The sequence below is a fragment of the Paenibacillus sp. NPDC056933 genome (assembly GCF_042674385.1).
In the GTDB taxonomy this organism is placed as follows: domain Bacteria; phylum Bacillota; class Bacilli; order Paenibacillales; family Paenibacillaceae; genus Paenibacillus.
In genome coordinates this window covers 1,348,982-1,365,560 of the sequence record NZ_JBHUQN010000001.1, presented here as the reverse complement: position 1 = coordinate 1,365,560, position 16,579 = coordinate 1,348,982, and the positions used below count along the sequence as shown (strand labels likewise).

The 16,579-nt window shown below is 45.4% G+C and carries 17 protein-coding genes and 1 other RNA gene; 9 read left to right on the top strand and 9 right to left on the bottom strand.

Going from position 1 to position 16,579, the window contains the following annotated elements:
* Window position 1: 1 nt before the first annotated feature.
* The gene (locus ACFTRD_RS06335; protein WP_379378185.1) at window positions 2–1,402 is read right to left on the bottom strand and encodes an ammonium transporter; all 1,401 of its coding nucleotides are present in this window, start codon (window positions 1,400–1,402) and stop codon (window positions 2–4) included.
* 350 nt (window positions 1,403–1,752) lie between these two features.
* Here ACFTRD_RS06335 and ACFTRD_RS06330 point away from each other — a divergent pair, with 350 nt between their 5' ends.
* Window positions 1,753–2,181, top strand: coding sequence for a MerR family transcriptional regulator (locus tag ACFTRD_RS06330; RefSeq protein ID WP_062322299.1), 429 nt, complete (start codon window positions 1,753–1,755; stop codon window positions 2,179–2,181).
* Between the two features lie 28 nt (window positions 2,182–2,209).
* The gene (locus ACFTRD_RS06325; protein WP_062322116.1) at window positions 2,210–2,890 is read left to right on the top strand and encodes a zinc metallopeptidase; all 681 of its coding nucleotides are present in this window, start codon (window positions 2,210–2,212) and stop codon (window positions 2,888–2,890) included.
* 30 nt (window positions 2,891–2,920) lie between these two features.
* Here the strand turns inward: ACFTRD_RS06325 and gltC are convergent, their stop codons facing one another.
* Both gltC and ACFTRD_RS06315 read right to left on the bottom strand, forming a co-directional pair.
* Window positions 2,921–3,832, bottom strand: a complete 912-nt coding sequence (gene gltC / locus ACFTRD_RS06320; protein WP_379378184.1) for a glutamate biosynthesis transcriptional regulator GltC — start codon at window positions 3,830–3,832, stop codon at window positions 2,921–2,923.
* A gap of 75 nt (window positions 3,833–3,907) precedes the next feature.
* Window positions 3,908–4,534 carry a rhomboid family intramembrane serine protease gene (locus tag ACFTRD_RS06315; protein WP_379378183.1) on the bottom strand — a complete coding sequence of 209 codons (627 nt, stop codon included), beginning with the start codon at window positions 4,532–4,534 and terminating at the stop codon, window positions 3,908–3,910.
* Window positions 4,535–4,682: 148 nt separating this feature from the next.
* Here ACFTRD_RS06315 and tpx point away from each other — a divergent pair, with 148 nt between their 5' ends.
* On the top strand, window positions 4,683–5,201 hold the full coding sequence (gene tpx, locus ACFTRD_RS06310) for a thiol peroxidase (RefSeq protein ID WP_192265959.1): 519 nt from the start codon (window positions 4,683–4,685) through the stop codon (window positions 5,199–5,201).
* 74 nt (window positions 5,202–5,275) lie between these two features.
* Here tpx and ACFTRD_RS06305 read toward each other — a convergent pair whose 3' ends face one another.
* The 4 genes from ACFTRD_RS06305 to cshA all read right to left on the bottom strand — a co-directional run bounded on the left by ACFTRD_RS06305 (window position 5,276) and on the right by cshA (window position 8,707).
* Window positions 5,276–5,668 carry a DUF1499 domain-containing protein gene (locus ACFTRD_RS06305; protein WP_024629239.1) on the bottom strand — a complete coding sequence of 131 codons (393 nt, stop codon included), beginning with the start codon at window positions 5,666–5,668 and terminating at the stop codon, window positions 5,276–5,278.
* A 185-nt stretch (window positions 5,669–5,853) separates the two neighbouring features.
* A non-coding RNA gene (ssrS, locus tag ACFTRD_RS06300) (6S RNA) lies at window positions 5,854–6,045 on the bottom strand.
* A 51-nt stretch (window positions 6,046–6,096) separates the two neighbouring features.
* Complete coding sequence (locus ACFTRD_RS06295; protein WP_379378182.1) at window positions 6,097–6,933, bottom strand: YesL family protein; 837 nt, start codon at window positions 6,931–6,933, stop codon at window positions 6,097–6,099.
* A 184-nt stretch (window positions 6,934–7,117) separates the two neighbouring features.
* A complete protein-coding gene (cshA, locus tag ACFTRD_RS06290; RefSeq protein ID WP_379378181.1) occupies window positions 7,118–8,707 on the bottom strand; it encodes a degradosome RNA helicase CshA in 1,590 nt (529 codons plus the stop codon).
* Window positions 8,708–9,019: 312 nt separating this feature from the next.
* Between cshA and ACFTRD_RS06285 the strand changes: the two genes are divergently transcribed.
* The 4 genes from ACFTRD_RS06285 to ACFTRD_RS06270 all read left to right on the top strand — a co-directional run bounded on the left by ACFTRD_RS06285 (window position 9,020) and on the right by ACFTRD_RS06270 (window position 13,118).
* Window positions 9,020–9,832, top strand: coding sequence for a YitT family protein (locus tag ACFTRD_RS06285; protein WP_379381208.1), 813 nt, complete (start codon window positions 9,020–9,022; stop codon window positions 9,830–9,832).
* 175 nt (window positions 9,833–10,007) lie between these two features.
* Window positions 10,008–10,196, top strand: coding sequence for a hypothetical protein (locus ACFTRD_RS06280; RefSeq protein WP_029880762.1), 189 nt, complete (start codon window positions 10,008–10,010; stop codon window positions 10,194–10,196).
* Between the two features lie 161 nt (window positions 10,197–10,357).
* Window positions 10,358–11,539, top strand: coding sequence for a putative glycoside hydrolase (locus ACFTRD_RS06275; protein ID WP_379378180.1), 1,182 nt, complete (start codon window positions 10,358–10,360; stop codon window positions 11,537–11,539).
* A gap of 217 nt (window positions 11,540–11,756) precedes the next feature.
* Window positions 11,757–13,118: an MATE family efflux transporter gene (locus ACFTRD_RS06270; protein WP_379381205.1), complete on the top strand. Its 1,362-nt coding sequence runs from the start codon at window positions 11,757–11,759 to the stop codon at window positions 13,116–13,118.
* 80 nt (window positions 13,119–13,198) lie between these two features.
* Here the strand turns inward: ACFTRD_RS06270 and pfkA are convergent, their stop codons facing one another.
* Both pfkA and ACFTRD_RS06260 read right to left on the bottom strand, forming a co-directional pair.
* On the bottom strand, window positions 13,199–14,170 hold the full coding sequence (pfkA, locus tag ACFTRD_RS06265; RefSeq protein WP_379378179.1) for a 6-phosphofructokinase: 972 nt from the start codon (window positions 14,168–14,170) through the stop codon (window positions 13,199–13,201).
* Between the two features lie 54 nt (window positions 14,171–14,224).
* A complete protein-coding gene (locus ACFTRD_RS06260) occupies window positions 14,225–15,304 on the bottom strand; it encodes a tetraprenyl-beta-curcumene synthase family protein (protein WP_192265950.1) in 1,080 nt (359 codons plus the stop codon).
* A gap of 302 nt (window positions 15,305–15,606) precedes the next feature.
* Between ACFTRD_RS06260 and ACFTRD_RS06255 the strand changes: the two genes are divergently transcribed.
* Window positions 15,607–15,879, top strand: a complete 273-nt coding sequence (locus ACFTRD_RS06255; protein ID WP_379378178.1) for a hypothetical protein — start codon at window positions 15,607–15,609, stop codon at window positions 15,877–15,879.
* Window positions 15,880–15,955: 76 nt separating this feature from the next.
* Window positions 15,956–16,570 carry a class F sortase gene (locus ACFTRD_RS06250; RefSeq protein ID WP_379378177.1) on the top strand — a complete coding sequence of 205 codons (615 nt, stop codon included), beginning with the start codon at window positions 15,956–15,958 and terminating at the stop codon, window positions 16,568–16,570.
* Window positions 16,571–16,579 lie beyond the last annotated feature (9 nt).

Here is a 16,579-nt window from a genome sequence, read left to right as displayed (position 1 = left end):
CTTAGGAGCTGAACGTACCGCTATTGGATTTCGTTTCACCATTTTTCATTTGTTCAGGGTACCCGTAAGTACCATGCTCACTTAAATCCAGACCCATCGTTTCCTCTTCTTCCGTAACACGGATTCCCATGATAGCTTTCATACCACCGAGAATAATGAAGGACATGACCAGTACGAAGGCAAATGCGCCTGCCAGACCCAGAAGCTGAACGCCCAGTTGGTGGAAACCGCCTCCGTAGAACAGGCCCGCTTGACCTACGCCTGCATTCTCAGCAAGTTCCGGTGTTGCGAACAAACCTGTGGAGATCGCTCCCCACATACCTGCAATACCGTGTACAGAGAAAGCATAGATTGGATCGTCGATTCCTTTACGCTCAAAGAATTGAGCTGTGAAGAATGTGATAACACCTGCCAGAGCACCAATGACCAGAGCTGCCCATGGTTCAACGAAAGCACAAGCACCTGTAATGGCAACGAGTGCCGCAAGCACACCATTCAGCATGCTAGGGATATCGGATTTACCCAATACAGCCCATGAAATCAACAGTGCAGCAACACCACCAGCAGCTGCAGCCACATTTGTAGTCAATGCGACATAACCGAAGAATCCGTCTCCCATCGCAGACAATGTACTACCTGGGTTGAAGCCGAACCAACCGATCCAGAGGATGATTACACCCAGTACGGAATAAACTTGGTTGTGACCTGGAATGATGTTAGGTTTACCATCCTTGTTATATTTACCGATACGCGGTTTCAACAGAATGGTAGCTACCAAGGCTGCAGTCGCACCTGTCAAGTGGACAACCGTCGAACCTGCAAAGTCTTGCATGCCCAGTTCAGCCAACCAGCCGCCGCCCCATACCCAGTGAGCAACAACCGGATACATTATAATGGTATATAGCGTACCGAACACAATATATACACTCATCTTTGCACGTTCTGCCATACCACCGCAGGCAATCGCCAGAGATACCGCTGCAAAGGCGAGATGGAATACAAATTTGATCGTGAGTGGGACATCCGAGAAGGCCAATGATTCGAAGGAAGCAGCCATTCCGTCACCACTCAGGAAGAATCCGGTTGTTCCGAAGAAACTGTTACCATTACCGAAGCCAAGACCGAAGCCCAAAGCCCAGAAGGCAATAACCGAAATCCCCAATGTCAGGATCGTTTTACCTGCAATATGTCCTGCATTTTTCATACGAGTCGAACCTGCTTCAAGTAAAGCAAATCCCCCTTGCATCAGGAAAACCAGCACTACAGCCAGAAACGTAAAAGCTGAGTTCAGACCGCTTTGGAGTTCGATATTAGTCGGCCCCTCCGCAGCTGCAAATGCGCTGACTGGGAAAGCCAGTAACGTAAGCATTATTAACACCGACACCATCCATTTCTTTCTCATATACCCCACTCCCTCTTATGTTAAGTTTCTTCACATATCGTGAAACTCTTAATGTCATTATAAGCAGAAGACAGGAAAGTTGACAAGAGTATTTTCATCAAAACTGAAAAATATTTCTGGGAATAAAGTCATGCGTCTTTTTCTTGCACATAAGTACATAATCATATGGAATGAGTACATAGATATAGAAATGCTGTATACAACTCACCAAAGCATAACGTTTGACTGTACGGTTAAAAATCATGTATCATTACTATTAGTTAGAAATTGGGCAGAAGGTGCACAACCGCAGATAAAATCTGCAATTCCCTACATTTGAACTTGCAAGCGAGGTGAATACCATTGGGGATATGAAGCTGTTTCGGATTGGCGAACTTGCCAAAACCGCAGGTGTGAGCGAGCGGACGATTGATTATTATACGAAGCTTGGACTTATTGCCCCTGAAGAGCGTACACAAAAAAACTATCGTCTCTATAGTAATGAAACTTTAACCAGGCTTGAACGTATTGTACAGATGAAACAAGAGAAATATAGTCTCGACGAGATTAAACATTCTCTTGAGAAGTGGAGTCTGGTGAGTACAGAAGAACAGGTTGCCAGCAAGCTGACAACATTAGAGCTTCATGTACAACAGCTTGAGCGCGAAGTGAACGAACTCAAACCGCTGCTTGGCGAGATGAAACCTGTACAAGCACGTAAAATGATGGCAGGACTCCTTACCAAGAGCGCCGGTACGATGGAAGCACTGAAAATCTTGCTTGAGAACACCATGATGTAGCTTATTATCAGAAAGCGGAGGTATGAATATGAGTTTTAATAACGGTATGTTCGTTTTGATCATTATCGCCTTTTTGCTCTCTTTATGGGCGCAATTTCGCGTTAAAAGTACATTCAACCGTTGGTCTGATGTCAAAAACCTGAATGGAATGACCGGTTACGATGCAGCCCGTCACATGCTCGACTCCAATGGATTGCATGATGTTCCCATTGAACCCGTGCGCGGAGCTCTCTCCGATCACTATGATCCGATTAATCGGGTTGTGAGGTTATCTGAACCTGTATATTATGAAAACTCAATTTCCGCCGTCTCGGTTGCGTGCCACGAAGTTGGCCATGCAATCCAGCACAAGGAAAGTTATCCAATGTTGGCACTGCGTCACCGGATTTTCCCGATTGTTAACTTCGCTTCCGGGCTCGCTCCTTTCTTGCTCATTGCCGGATTTATCTTTAATGCAATGAACCTGGTCGGTATTGGTATCATTTTCTTCTCCGTAACCGTTGCATTCCAACTCATTACGTTGCCGGTTGAGTTCAATGCAAGTAACCGCGCAAGAGAAATTATGGTATCGGAAGGTTATATCCGGAATGAAGAAGAGAGAGGCGTCGCCAAAGTGCTCAATGCCGCAGCATTGACCTATGTTGCCGCAGCATTAATCTCGTTACTGGAACTGATTCGTTACATCGGAATTTTCAATAGTCGTGACTAACTGAAAACAAACAAAAACAATACCCCACCGTTACTCGGATGGGGTATTGTTTTGCTGTAAACCAAAATAATTAAGCAAGAATGAACGAAACGACTGCGCAACAAGCGGGAGCTTATCGTCCGCACGGTGGATTAACCCAATCGTACGTGTCACTTTTGGATGAGAAATGGCCACATGCGCCGGTTGCAGCGGATTTGTCTGGAAAAGTGCCATTTCCGGCAGTAAACTCACACCCATGCCAGCCGCAACCAATCCGCGAATAGTATCCGTTTCTTCACCCTCAAAAGCAATCTTAGGCGTAAACCCAGCTTCGAGACACGCATGCCAAACAATCGGACGCAGAGAGTAGCCTTTACTGAATAAAACAAACTTATCATCTTTAAGTTGTTCCAGCGCAATACTCTCTTCACCGGCCAATGGATGATTCGGAGGAAGGATTGCATGCAGTTCTTCCGTGAGGACAATGTCACCACCCACCTGGTCGTGCTTTTCCGGAAACGGAGATATAAACGCCAAGTCCACTTCAGCCGATAACACATCACGAATGAGCGTCGGGTACATGCCTTGCTTGAATCTGAATTTCACGTTAGGATAACGCTGACGGAACGCTGCTACAACCGAAGGAATCAAGTGAATACCAAGACTGTGAGGAAAACCGATACGGATTTCACCATGTTCCGGATCGAGGAACTCATGAACTTCCCCAACTGCCTTGTCCAGATCTTTCAATATACCTTCGATTCGTTTACAAAAGAGCTGCCCCACTGCGGTCAACTGCAGATTTCTCCCTTTTTGCATAAAGAGGTCCACTCCCAGTTCTTCCTCCAGCTGATGAATCTGACGACTCACCGCAGACTGCGCCACGTGCAATTCCTCCGCCGCCTGCGTAACATGCTCCTTCTGAGCCACTTTCAAAAAGTAATGCAACTGTCTTAATTCCACTGCCCCTGATCTCTCCAATCTGCTATACCCTACTTATCCTTGATTGCTGCATATTCCGTCTTCAGACCATTCCTGCTACCGCTTAAAGCTTCGAGGTTTCCATAACCGGATGAGAAGTCCATAAATGAAGAAACCACCTAACAATCCGCCCAAATGAGCCATCCAGTTGATGCCCGACATGGCAAACGAAAAAATAATTCCGAATACGAGCAATGTGTACAATGTTTTACGCGACGCCTCATCCATCATCGTCCGCTGGAACAAGGCTACATACAGAAATGCGCCATATATCGCATAAATTGCTCCTGAAGCACCAACGGAAATGGTAGGCACTCCCCCTGAGTTATACCATGCTACAGCCAAAATGTTTCCCAGAACGCCTCCACCCAGGTACAGCACTCCATATCTAACTGTTCCAAGCAATCGTTCCATCGGGGGTGCAAATACAATGAGCGCAAAGCTGTTAAATAACAAATGACTGAAGCCAGCGTGCAAAAACATGGACGTAATGTAACGCCACCATTCTCCTGCGAATAACTCGTGATTTGTAAGTGCCCCAAATTTAAGCAAGGTCATACTGTTTGTCGAACCACCATTAAAACTTAACACGATAAACATAACAACATTGGCAATTAAAAGAATCGACGTCAAAGGGAAAAATTTCAAATAACTTTTCCAGTTCTCATACCTTATAAATATCATACGTTTCTGCTTTCACTCCACCCTGTTCAGATCGGCCTATCAGTCCGATCCACTCTAATGATCCTTCGCCCGAATTGGACAATGCCTTTCATAAAAGATTATAATGGATTTTGGCACGGATCACCAACTTATAAGGAGGAACATTATTATGGCACAAGAACGTACAGGCGCAGCCACATTTAAAGGCAACCCTATTACATTGATCGGACCCGAGTTGAAAGTGGGCGATCAAGCACCCGATTTTACATTGAGTAAAAATCTGGTTGAAGATGCATCACTGAAAGACTTCGCAGGTAAAATCAAATTAATCAGCGTTGTTCCTTCATTGGACACAGGCGTATGCGATGCCCAAACCCGTCGCTTCAATGTTGAAGCTGGCGACCTTGGTGACAATGTTGTCGTATTGACAGTCAGCGTTGACCTTCCATTTGCACAAGCACGTTGGTGCGGAGCAGCTGGAGTCGATCGCGTTGTAACCCTTTCCGATTACAAAACACGTTCATTCGGTGAAGACTATGGTGTTCTGATCAAAGAATTCCAATTGGACATGCGCTCCATCTTTGTGCTTGATACCGAAGATCGAATTACATACGTGGAATATCTGCCTGAAATGACAGACTCCCCTAACTTCGAACAAGCCATTGCTGCTGTCAAAGCTTTGCTGTAGAAGGTAACCCTACGTTCAGAACAAAAGCGAGGAAGGCTCACCTTCTCTCGCTTTTTGTTATGCAGCCATCTATTTCAATCATTGGACTTATACTTACTCAGCTTCTTATCCAGTACGGAGAACAAGTTCATGATCGTGCGATAATTGGAACCCAGGTCTCCGAGTGAACCACGTGAAGCCGAATACATATCGACCGCACTACGTACAGGACTTACCGATATAATAGAAACCGTAATATCCATCGTCCGTCCAAAGGTAGTCCGCTTCTCCAGTATAACCTCTCCTACAGAAGGTACTTCATGCAACACTTTATAACCCGGAATTTTTTTTAGTGTCGAAGACACTTCTTCCCAGGCTCTGTCTTTGGATAAGTTATAATATCGCGTTTTTAATTTGGGATCCTTGGCTCGATCGCTGGTTCCCTCCATGCTGCGGATGATACCGACGAGCGTTCTCTTTAAGGTCAAGACCCTTCCTCCTTTTGAATGTAACCGTTCCATTTATGTAGTCTAGTGTAACATTGTTCTTGTAGTAACAAAAGGGTATGCAGCACTTTTAACAAAAATACAGTCAACTCAACAAAAAATCCAACTAAAAAGCACCCCAACATTCCTGGATTAGAGGAAAAGTCAGGGTGCTGTACATGATAAAAAAGGAACCCGCCTATGCCGTCCGGCTACATTGTCTTATGAACCTGCTTAGCAGGTGGGTGGCCGCAAAAATGTTTTTTGAAGTCCCCATGTCATATAGACAGGGCGTTTCAGCAACATTCTGTATTGATCTCCCGAAGACATCATCATTGGTTCAAAACAACGAATAACCGAAACGTACATCGCAGGATGTACAATTATTATATCCCTAACTGTGTAAAAAGTAAATGGTGCCCGTTCATGTTTTATTTGTGAAGATTATCGTGTTTTTCGTCAGATGATTTCGGTTCAGCTTGTTCAACAGCTTCAATCGTCTCAACTGAGCCATCCGCCTGTTCTGCAGCTTTTGCAGCTTCCTCTTCTTCCTTCTTCAGTTGCATCTTCTCCATCTGTTCCTGCATCTTGTTGAACGTTGCATAGAAGTTGAAGAAAGCGAACCAGGCAATGATACTAATAATGAAGAAAATGAACAAGACCGGATAACGAAAACCAATGTAGAACAACAGCCCGCTTCCCAGCAATGTGGAGAATACACGGAATGGTCTGATCAGCGTCAACAGAACCGCATTTTTGATAATCAATCCGATGGACATATGATAATGAACAACCATTGAGAAAAAATTAAAGAGCGAGACAAATAGCAACAGCAGCAGTACTAGCATAATAATTCCAACCAGCTGCATATTACGGAATTGTGTCATGTAGACTGTATAATCCAGATACATGATGGCGAACAGCAGGGTGTAGAAAATGCCCCCAATTAAACTTTGTTTGTAATTCTCTTTGTAGCCTACAAAAAAAGTACGGAAGATTGGTACGTCCGTATCACCCATATTCCATTTACGCACAACCGTAAATAAGGCCGATGTGGCCGGGAATAGTGTAAGCGGTGCCACAATGGCTATAGCCCAGTTCATTTGCAGTGATTCGTTGGCGAGGTTCTGCTGCATCACGAGCAGCTTCATAATCAAGAAAAACAAGAACGGAGACGAACAAATAGCCCACAACAGATTGGTTGCGGCCAGTCTCGTAATCCACTCTGTAAGCCGGTAGATCCCACCCATAGCTCCTTTAAATTCCAAACATTTCTCCTCCTCCGCAGCCTTGCGTCTAACCTGAAGTCTAATAATATTAATATACCTTATTATAGATAGGAAAAGCCAGCCCTTCCCGAAAAGAGATCAAACCGAACCTTTCCATGCGTTAATACGCATATAAAAAAATGGAGCGGTCACCCGCCCCATTTTCCCAATTCAATCTTGTATATTATTCGAAAGAAGAATCTTTGGCAGGACGACGTCCTTCAGTGTTACTTGGACGCGGTTTGCGGTCACGGTTGTAACCACCTTCTCTGCTTCCACTTCCACTGCCGCTGCTGCTGTTACGATCACGGTTGTAGCCACCACGTCCGCCGCCACTGCTGTTGCGATCACGGTTGTAACCACCGCCGCCGCTACCGCTGCTGCGGTTTCCGCTGTAACCCGATGGTTTACGTCCGCCAGAGCGAACATCCGGTTTGCGACGCTTCGCACGGATCGGATCTTCAGGAGTCAGATCAACTTGAGCATCTTTTTTATCGCCCGTCAGGAGCTTCAGTGCAGCCGACAAGAGTTGAACAGAATCATATTGTTCAAGCATTTGAATCGCGATACCTTTGTATTCGTTCAGTTCACCAGATTGTACGATTTCGAGCAGACGCTCAGCTGTCAAGCGTTGTTTGCCTTCAACTGCTTCCGCCATTGTTGGCAGTGGTTTACGTGGAATACGATGACGTGTTACACGCTCGATAAAGTGCAGATGGTCGATCTCACGCGGTGTAACGAAAGACCATGCAGCACCCTCTTTACCTGCACGACCTGTACGACCGATACGGTGAACATAGCTCTCCGGATCTTGTGGAAGGTCAAAGTTCACAACGTGAGTTACGCCGGATACGTCGAGACCACGTGCAGCTACGTCTGTTGCAACGAGAACATCAATGCTGCCGTCACGGAACTTACGCATTACAGTGTCACGTTGGTTTTGAGACAAGTCACCATGGAGTCCGTCAGCCGAGTAACCACGTTTTTGCAGCGCTTCAGCCAACTCGTCAACACGACGTTTGGTACGTCCGAATACAATCGCCAGTTCAGGGGATTCCATATCAAGCAAACGGCTGAGTGCTTCGAATTTTTGACGCTCAGGCACTTCGATATAAGCTTGGTCAATCAAAGGTGCACTAACTTGTTTAGGGATTACGGATACGTGCTCAGGGTTGTTCAAAAATTGTTGAGCCAATTTTTGAATGTTAGGAGGCATTGTAGCTGAGAACAGCATGGTTTGACGCTCGTCCGGAACTTGTTTCAGGATGGATTGAATATCCTCCATGAAACCCATGTCGAGCATTTCATCTGCTTCATCCAATACAACAGTTTGTACATCATCAAGTTTGATTGTTTTACGGTTGATATGGTCCAGAAGACGTCCTGGTGTACCAATGATGATCTGTGGTTTTCTTTTCAGAGCACGGATTTGACGAACGATATCTTGTCCTCCGTAAATAGGCAGGGAACGCAAACCTTTGAAGCGGGTAAGTTTTTCGATTTCTTCGGCAACTTGGATCGCAAGTTCACGCGTAGGTGCCATAATGAGGGCGCGGATTTTTTCATCGCTTTTGGAGATTTTGCTGATCAATGGAATACCAAATGCAGCAGTTTTACCAGTACCTGTTTGAGCTTGACCGATCAAGTCTCTGCCTTCAAGAGCAAGAGGGATTGATTTGGATTGAATCGGAGTTGCCTCTTCAAAACCAAGTTCGGTGATCGCTTGAAGCACCAGTGGTTCAAGATTGAAGTCTGTGAAATTTAAATTTGTCAAAATTATTCATACTCCTTCTATATGGTGGACATGGTGGACAATCCACTTTGTTGTCTGTATTCTTAAGTAGCGTTAATATTTATAGGTTATCCCATCAGGTCGAATTATTTTCATAAACCGTCATAATTCGTGAATGGGTCCCCAACATAAGACTAAAACTACATACATGCGTTTGAAACATTTCAAATTTTATCGTTCCATTTGGAAAAAGTTTCCTACTCAAGAATATCCACAAATCATTATATCACAAAACAAATCAAGATTACCAGCAATCTGGTTTTAAATATAAATGAGGTGATTAAATTGCCCAAAATGATTTGGCACTTTTCAGTGATTGTATTGGGTGCTGCAGCTATTGCTTGCGGCTTCAATTGGTTTTTGGTTCCCCATCAGCTTCTTAGCGGCGGGGTATCCGGTATTTCCATGCTTTTGGGTTATTTCACTAAATTGAATCTTAGTATAATGTATTTTGTTCTTAACATTCCCCTGCTCGTTGCAGGTTGGTTTATTCTTGGACGACGCTTCATTACATTAAGTATTCTCTCGGTAGCAGCCACTTCCTGGTTCATTGCGCTTCTGCCTGTTTTTGTTGTGGCTACAGACCCCCTTCTAAGCTGCGTTTTCGGAGGTGTGCTTGTAGGATTGGGAACCGGAATATCCTTCAGAGTCGGTGGCTCAACGGGCGGACTCGACATCGTTGGTTCCATTTTCACTCGTCATCGCGACTTCCCGATTGGTACGGTGATGGCCGGGATGAATGGTTCGATTATCATGCTGGCAGGTTATCTGAATAACAACTGGAACATTGCGCTTGCTTCCATGGTGTCGATCTACATCACGGGCAAAGTACTGGATCTGATCCATATCAGCCATGTCAAAGTAACACTGTACATCATTACGAATGAAACGGAAGCGATGTTAAAAAAATTGCTTATTCGCCCTCGCGGGGTTACCAAAATCAAAACCCAAGGGGCATACACCGACATCGAAAAGGACATGTTAATGACAGTGACTACTCGCTACGAGCTTGTTGAAATCAAACGTATTATCAAGGAAACAGATCCGAACGCCTTTGTTAACATTGTGGAAACGGTTGGTGTTATGGGCTCTTTCCGCAGAAGTTGAGACAGATGTACGGTTAACAATTCAAAACATTGTGGTATAATAACGGTGTACGGCTCCTAAATATGTTGTATAGCAGGATGTGCCCTTCAATTTCACAGAACCATGTGCTTTTCCGATTCGCGCCGAATGACTTACCATTTTGGAATTCGAGTAGGAAAGGGTGATTATTGTGGATATGGAAACGGTAAAACTGTTTGAAATCGTCAACAGATGGTGCCCGGAAATGCTCCCTTTCTTAAAACCGAATGAGCTCGACTCACTGATCGTTCTCCGGGATGGGCTGGGCATCCTTGAACAGGGAGACGCAATGGAAATCATTCAGTACAGTATTTGTGAGCATCAAAATGAGATTTACATTCAATAATTTTTTCCGATTGGTCACGCCGCTTCTTGTGAGGTTATCCTCAACAGGAAGCGGTTTTCATTTTTTCCATGTGTGTTTCATTACTTGATGAATATGGTTAAAAGCCCAGAGGCTTTATTGTATAATTCAAACATGGAATGCACATAAGGGAGTGAAAATGAATGAACATGTTATGGGCTTTACTGGCTATGGCCTGGGGAAGCTTTAGTACTGTACCCGTTACAGTCGATCAAGGGACTCAACCCCTTCAATCAATAACAAACAGTTTTACCACCGCCATCATTCAATCTCAAAAAGATCAGGTCGTTATTGATGCAGATAACCCGCCTGCCAAAATTGACCCACAACCCGACGCACCTGTTGTCAAAGGCATTTATGTAACGGCCTACAGCGCGGGTGGTGCCCGTATGACACAATTGCTTGATCTGATGGATGATACAGAACTCAATTCCATGGTCATTGATATTAAGGACGATCTCGGATACATAACCTTCCCTACGGAAAACAAAACCCTGCAGCAGATGGGCAAATCCCAACCCTTTATTCGCGATATTAATGCGTTGATGAAACGTCTGAAAAAACATGAGGTTTACCCGATTGCCCGTGTTGTCGTCTTCAAGGATACGATTTTGGCCAAGAAAAATCCGGAGCTCTCTTTCCGCAATAAGGACGGTTCCATATGGGCCAACGGAAAGGGAGACAGCTTCGTTAATCCCTACAGCAAGGAAGTCTGGGATTACAATATAGAGATTGCCAAGGAAGCCGCCAAACTGGGATTCAAGGAAATCCAGTTCGATTATGTTCGGTTCCCGGAAGGTTTCGAAACGCGTGCAGACAAACTGAAGTACATCAAATCCGACAAGTCCCGAGTGGATATCGTAGCCGAATTCGTACAGTATGCACGTAAAGAACTTGCTCCGCTTGGTGTTCGGGTCTCAGTCGATATCTTCGGCTATGCAGCCTCTGTGCCCGCAGCGGAAGGCATTGGACAGGATTTTGTTAAAATATCCGAAAACGTGGATGTCATCTCGCCGATGGTTTATCCAAGTCATTACTCCACCGGCTGGTATGGTGTGAAAGACCCTGATAAAGATCCGTACACCACGATTAAAGGCTCGATGGAAGACACGCACAAGAAACTGGACCCAACCAAGGAACTCAAACCCGTTATTCGCCCGTGGATTCAGGACTTTACCGCAAGTTGGCTGGGTAGCGGACATTATATCAAATACGGCAAAAAACAGGTGGAGGACCAAATTCGTGCAATGAAAGACATGGATGTGGATGAGTATTTGCTCTGGAATGCCTCCAATCGATATACGCCAGATGTAAACTATAAATAATGCACTCTTCTTCTCATTTCATCCAACGACCTCGTTCCGTCTGAGACGGAACGAGGTTTTTAATATGGCCCTCAGGCCTCATTGCTCTCCATTTAAACTTCCGCACTACATGATCCTTCCCTATTCAAATCGGGCAAAATCCACTACAATAAATAGCTGTCCGTATATGACAGTTTAGTGATAACTCTTAAAGAATAGCGAGGCACCGCCAGTGAACATGACTACCACAAGCTTTTCTCAGAAAGTAAAACAATTCCTGATTATATTTCTACCCATTTTCACCACACAAATCGCGCTCTCAGCGATGTCATTTTTCGATACCAATATGTCAGGCAAATTCTCCCCTGCTGATCTCGCGGGTGTGGCCATTGGCACAAGTCTGTGGATGCCGGTGCAGACAGGCCTTAGTGGTATTCTGATCGGAATCACCCCTGTTGTCTCCCATCTGCTTGGTTCGAAGCGCAACGACAAGATTGGTAGCAGCGTTGTACAGGCGTTATACCTCGGTGTTGCGGTAGGTATCGTCGTCCTTGCAGCAGGAACTATGCTGCTCAAACCCATTCTGAACGGCATGCCGCTGGAGCCACGGGTTGGCCAAGTCGCTTTCTATTTCCTTTGTGCACTGGCTTTTGGGGTTATTCCACTCTTCGGCTACACGGTGCTTCGCAGCTTTATGGATGCATTGGGACAGACGCGGATCACCATGATGATCACTTTGGTCTCGTTGCCAGTAAACATCTTCCTGAACTATTTGCTCATCTTTGGACGCTGGGGCTTTCCCCAACTGGGAGGTGTCGGAGCAGGTGTGGCTACAGCAAGTACATATTGGCTTATTTTTCTCATCAGCCTCTTTTTTGTACACCGGGTTGAGCCCTTTTCCAAGTATGGAATCTTTCGGCAAATGCCCAAAATTTCATTGAGCAAATGGAAAGAGCTGCTCAAGATCGGTGTCCCTATCGGTTTCGCTACTTTTTTTGAAACCTCCATCTTTGCAGCAGTCACATTATTAATGAGCCGGTTCGACACCATTACGATTGCAGCCCACCAGTCGGCCCTGAATTTCGCCTCTACGCTGTATATGCTGCCGGTGAGTATATGTATGGCCCTCACGATTCTTGTGGGCTATGAGGCCGGTGCAGGCCGTGTGAGAGACGCTAGACAATACAGTCTCCTGGGCATCGGAGGTGCCATCGGGCTCTCTCTGTTGACAGCTGTGGTATTACTGGTATTCGGGGAACAAATTGCGGGGGTGTATTCCAATGATCGCGAGGTTATTGCTTTGACCCAACACTTCCTGATATACGCCATCTTCTTCCAAATCTCTGATGCGATTGCTACCCCGACGCAGGGTGCACTTCGGGGTTATAAAGACGTGAATCCAGCCCTGATCATCACGTTTGTCGCGTATTGGATCATCGGATTGCCGGTTGGATATGTCACAGCCACGTATACCTCACTTGGAGCCTTTGGGTACTGGGTGGGCTTAATCTCCGGTCTGGCTGTTGGAGCAACGGCACTTCTCTGGAGATTGTTCCTTGTGCAGCAACAAGCATCGGTACGTTTGGCTGAAAATAAATAATGGAAATATAACAAAAAGAGCACAGCCCACGATAAAACGGGACTGTGCTCTTTTGATATGAATTTTTGGTGATGACTTGATTATTGGGACAAACGCTGTGCAAGCTGGTAAGTCTCCATATCGAAGTCTTTTTTCGTGTTAACCACTTTATCGATATCGGTCAAGGTCAGTTCACCTTTGATAATACCGCAACCTTTGTCCGTCTCACCCGCAATCAGACTGCGAACGGCGAAGTCTCCCAGACGGCTGGCGAGGTTACGGTCAAACGGAGTTGGCGTTCCACCACGCTGAATGTGACCGAGTACAGTTACTCGCGGCTCATACGTAGGACAACGCTCCATCAGTTCTTTTGCTACATCTTCACCTTTGCCCACACCCTCAGCAACGATGACGATACTGTGACGTTTACCATGTGCAAAGTTGGCTTTCATACGGTCAGCCACTTCGTCCATGTCAAACGGAACTTCCGGTACAAGAATGGTCTCTGCACCCGATGCAAGCCCTGCATGCAATGCAATATCGCCGCAGTGACGACCCATAACTTCAACAATGGAAGAACGTTCGTGTGAAGACATCGTATCGCGCAATTTGTTAACCGCATCTACCACTACGCTTACTGCCGTATCGAATCCGATGGTGTAATCGGTGAAAGAAACGTCATTATCAATTGTTCCTGGAAGGCCCATCGTGTTAATGCCCAGCTTGCTCAGTTTGTTGGCGCCATTGTATGAACCGTCTCCACCAATAACAACGAGACCATCAATGCCGCGTGCACGCAGAATGTCTGCGCCTTTTTGCTGACCTTCAGCGGTATAGAACTCTTTGCAGCGCGCAGACTGCAGAACCGTTCCCCCACGCTGGATGATATCCCCTACACTCCGGAGATCCATTGGGAAAATATCGTTATTCAAAAGACCCTGGTAGCCACGTTGAACACCGTATACTTCGAGACCGTGAAACAGTCCGCTGCGAACAACCGCACGAACAGCCGCGTTCATCCCCTGCGAATCACCACCGCTCGTTAAAACTGCGATTTTCTTTACTGCTGTCATGATGTTTCTTCCTCCTCTAGTTTCACTTCAGGCCCCCACCACAATATGCCTGACTTACATATGCTTTCGGATCCAGCGGCTGAAGATAAAGAAAAATACTCGTGTCATCGGACTATTTTTCATCAGACGCTTGGAAACGACGCGAACTTCCTGCTGTTCGCTGACTTTGGGATCAGACAGGTAAATGGCAAGCAATCCCTCAATAATCATTCGGTGGAACGAACTTCCCGGAATCTTCTGCACATCACTGCGGGCCATTTCCACAATAAAAGCAATTCGGTCCAGCATTGTCTCTACATTCTCATAATAATTGCAGAAGTTGAGATCTCCCCCGATCCGATCCTCATCCTGATCAATTAAGTAATCGAGCATAATGTGCAATGCACATACATGAGGAAAATAGGCAGTATGGATTGAAGCCGCCTCTTCTTCCGTCAGATGACCGTCACTTGCAGCCAGAAACAGCATGAATACGCCCAGCGTAGAGCCCGTAGCGGCAGCAAATTCGTTCCAGCGGAACTGAGGTGTACGGTGGCGATGCTCCGACCACCATTCGAGCAATGCCGTTTCCCTCAGTTCCGGCTTGATGTGCTTATATACCTGCAGGTCCGTGTATAGGCCTGCCAGATCCTGAATTTGAGGCTTGGCGGATGCATAGCCAGGCAGCTGACGAGTCAGTTCCTGACATGTAGTCACCAGATTCCGCAGGTATCCACCGTCATCCTGCTCCTCACGGAGCGCATAATAATTGACAGGAGTTGCCTCGGGATCTACCGCATCAAGCATGGATTGATGGAGAAGCCGAAAATCATTCGGGTCCATCGATGTACTGCGATCACAAAGATTGTCCAAATAATCACTAATAGTCTGATATGAAACGATCAGCGGAATCAGAATGTGCCTGTTCGGCAAATCAGGTAAAGCGTATACGGTTCCACCTTCACAGTGGAATTGCTTGTCCCGGAGACTGGCAAGTGCCTGATTACGCAATTCCTCATTCGGAATTTTCTCGGCCTGGGCACGCCATCCATTCAGTTCCTTTCGCGTTTCCGGAATGGTGTACTTATACACCCCTCTCATCAATGCCAGCGGTCCACGCGGATATTGATGACGATTTCGATTTGATTGGCTCAAAATAAATGTGCCTCCACTTGGTTGAATACGTATTAGAGCGATTTTTAACCAATCTCATTATAATATGATCCCCTTAATTGTACAAATGATCTACCTCATAATCCGCACATAAAATCACATCTGCTGACCACTTTCTGCAAAATAATCCCAACCATTGGCGTCACTTGTAACTCAACTTATCAAAATGCACTACATCATTGGCAACCATCACAATCGCTGGCAAAAAATACAATCAATAATCATGTAAGGCTTGGAGATATTATATTCTGCAATGCAAATTACCCACAGGGAGGAATTCAAGTATGAATAAAGCAACCATTGTTTCACTATCTGCTTGCCTGATGCTGGCTGTTTCCGGTGCTTCTGCATCCGCTGCAACTGAACCGATGCACAAAATGGAGAAATCCACACACAAAGCAGAACACAAAGCAGAGCACAAAATGCACACCAAATCGCATAAAGGCAAAGAACACAAGCTGCATCAAGAATCCGCCAAAAAAGAGCACAAAATCCATGCAAAAAGCGTTAAACCAAAAGCTCTTCCCAAAACAGGATATGGCGGAGTAAGCGAGTAAAAAAAAGCAACAAGAGAAAAGAAGAGCTTTTTCTTTTCTCTTGTCTTTCTATTAAATCATTAAGGATGAGAATTGGATGAAAAACAACCTCCCATTATCCGCTATTGTAATTTACCTTATGATTGTTTCCCTGATTCTGTCTCCTATGGGGAGCACTGCGAATCATTTCGCTTTTGAAACAACAGCTCCACAAGCTGTTCTCGGTACTCCGATGGAGTCCAAAACTGGGCTTCAAAATGTAAGAATTATGAAGAAACCTGTTCGTTTGTGTATTCCTTCGGTACATTTGAGCACTTCAATTACGCCCATTCATCTATCAGAGGATGGACATCTGCAAGTACCCAAGTCCAGTGAAGTCGCAGGATTATATGTGGATGGAATTTTGCCAGGAGAAAAAGGAAATGCCATTGTTGCCGGTCATGTGGATAACTACACAGGGCCAGCCATTTTCTACCCGCTTAAGCATCTGAAGCCAGGTTCTTTTGTTTTGCTGTTTGACCAGGATAACCATTATCTCAAATACGAGGTAATACAGGTTCAATCCTATTACACAGAACAAGCACCTTTGGATAAAATATTCGGCGATACCCCGGAAAAGCAATTAAACCTGATTACATGTACAGGAAAGTACGATCGTAAAAAAAAGGAACACGAAAAACGCCTGATCGTGTTCACCCGATTGGTTGAATAACATGTAAAG

Excerpts from the sequence above, each read along its gene's own strand:
- ACFTRD_RS06335 (WP_379378185.1), bottom strand. The coding sequence starts at position 1,402 with ATGAGAAAGAAATGGATGGTGTCGGTGTTAATAATGCTTACGTTACTG.
- ACFTRD_RS06330 (WP_062322299.1), top strand. The coding sequence starts at position 1,753 with ATGAAGCTGTTTCGGATTGGCGAACTTGCCAAAACCGCAGGTGTGAGC.
- ACFTRD_RS06325 (WP_062322116.1), top strand. The coding sequence starts at position 2,210 with ATGAGTTTTAATAACGGTATGTTCGTTTTGATCATTATCGCCTTTTTG.
- ACFTRD_RS06315 (WP_379378183.1), bottom strand. The coding sequence starts at position 4,534 with ATGATATTTATAAGGTATGAGAACTGGAAAAGTTATTTGAAATTTTTC.
- tpx (WP_192265959.1), top strand. The coding sequence starts at position 4,683 with ATGGCACAAGAACGTACAGGCGCAGCCACATTTAAAGGCAACCCTATT.
- ACFTRD_RS06285 (WP_379381208.1), top strand. The coding sequence starts at position 9,020 with ATGATTTGGCACTTTTCAGTGATTGTATTGGGTGCTGCAGCTATTGCT.
- ACFTRD_RS06280 (WP_029880762.1), top strand. The coding sequence starts at position 10,008 with ATGGAAACGGTAAAACTGTTTGAAATCGTCAACAGATGGTGCCCGGAA.
- ACFTRD_RS06275 (WP_379378180.1), top strand. The coding sequence starts at position 10,358 with ATGAACATGTTATGGGCTTTACTGGCTATGGCCTGGGGAAGCTTTAGT.
- ACFTRD_RS06270 (WP_379381205.1), top strand. The coding sequence starts at position 11,757 with ATGACTACCACAAGCTTTTCTCAGAAAGTAAAACAATTCCTGATTATA.
- pfkA (WP_379378179.1), bottom strand. The coding sequence starts at position 14,170 with ATGACAGCAGTAAAGAAAATCGCAGTTTTAACGAGCGGTGGTGATTCG.
- ACFTRD_RS06255 (WP_379378178.1), top strand. The coding sequence starts at position 15,607 with ATGAATAAAGCAACCATTGTTTCACTATCTGCTTGCCTGATGCTGGCT.
- ACFTRD_RS06250 (WP_379378177.1), top strand. The coding sequence starts at position 15,956 with ATGAAAAACAACCTCCCATTATCCGCTATTGTAATTTACCTTATGATT.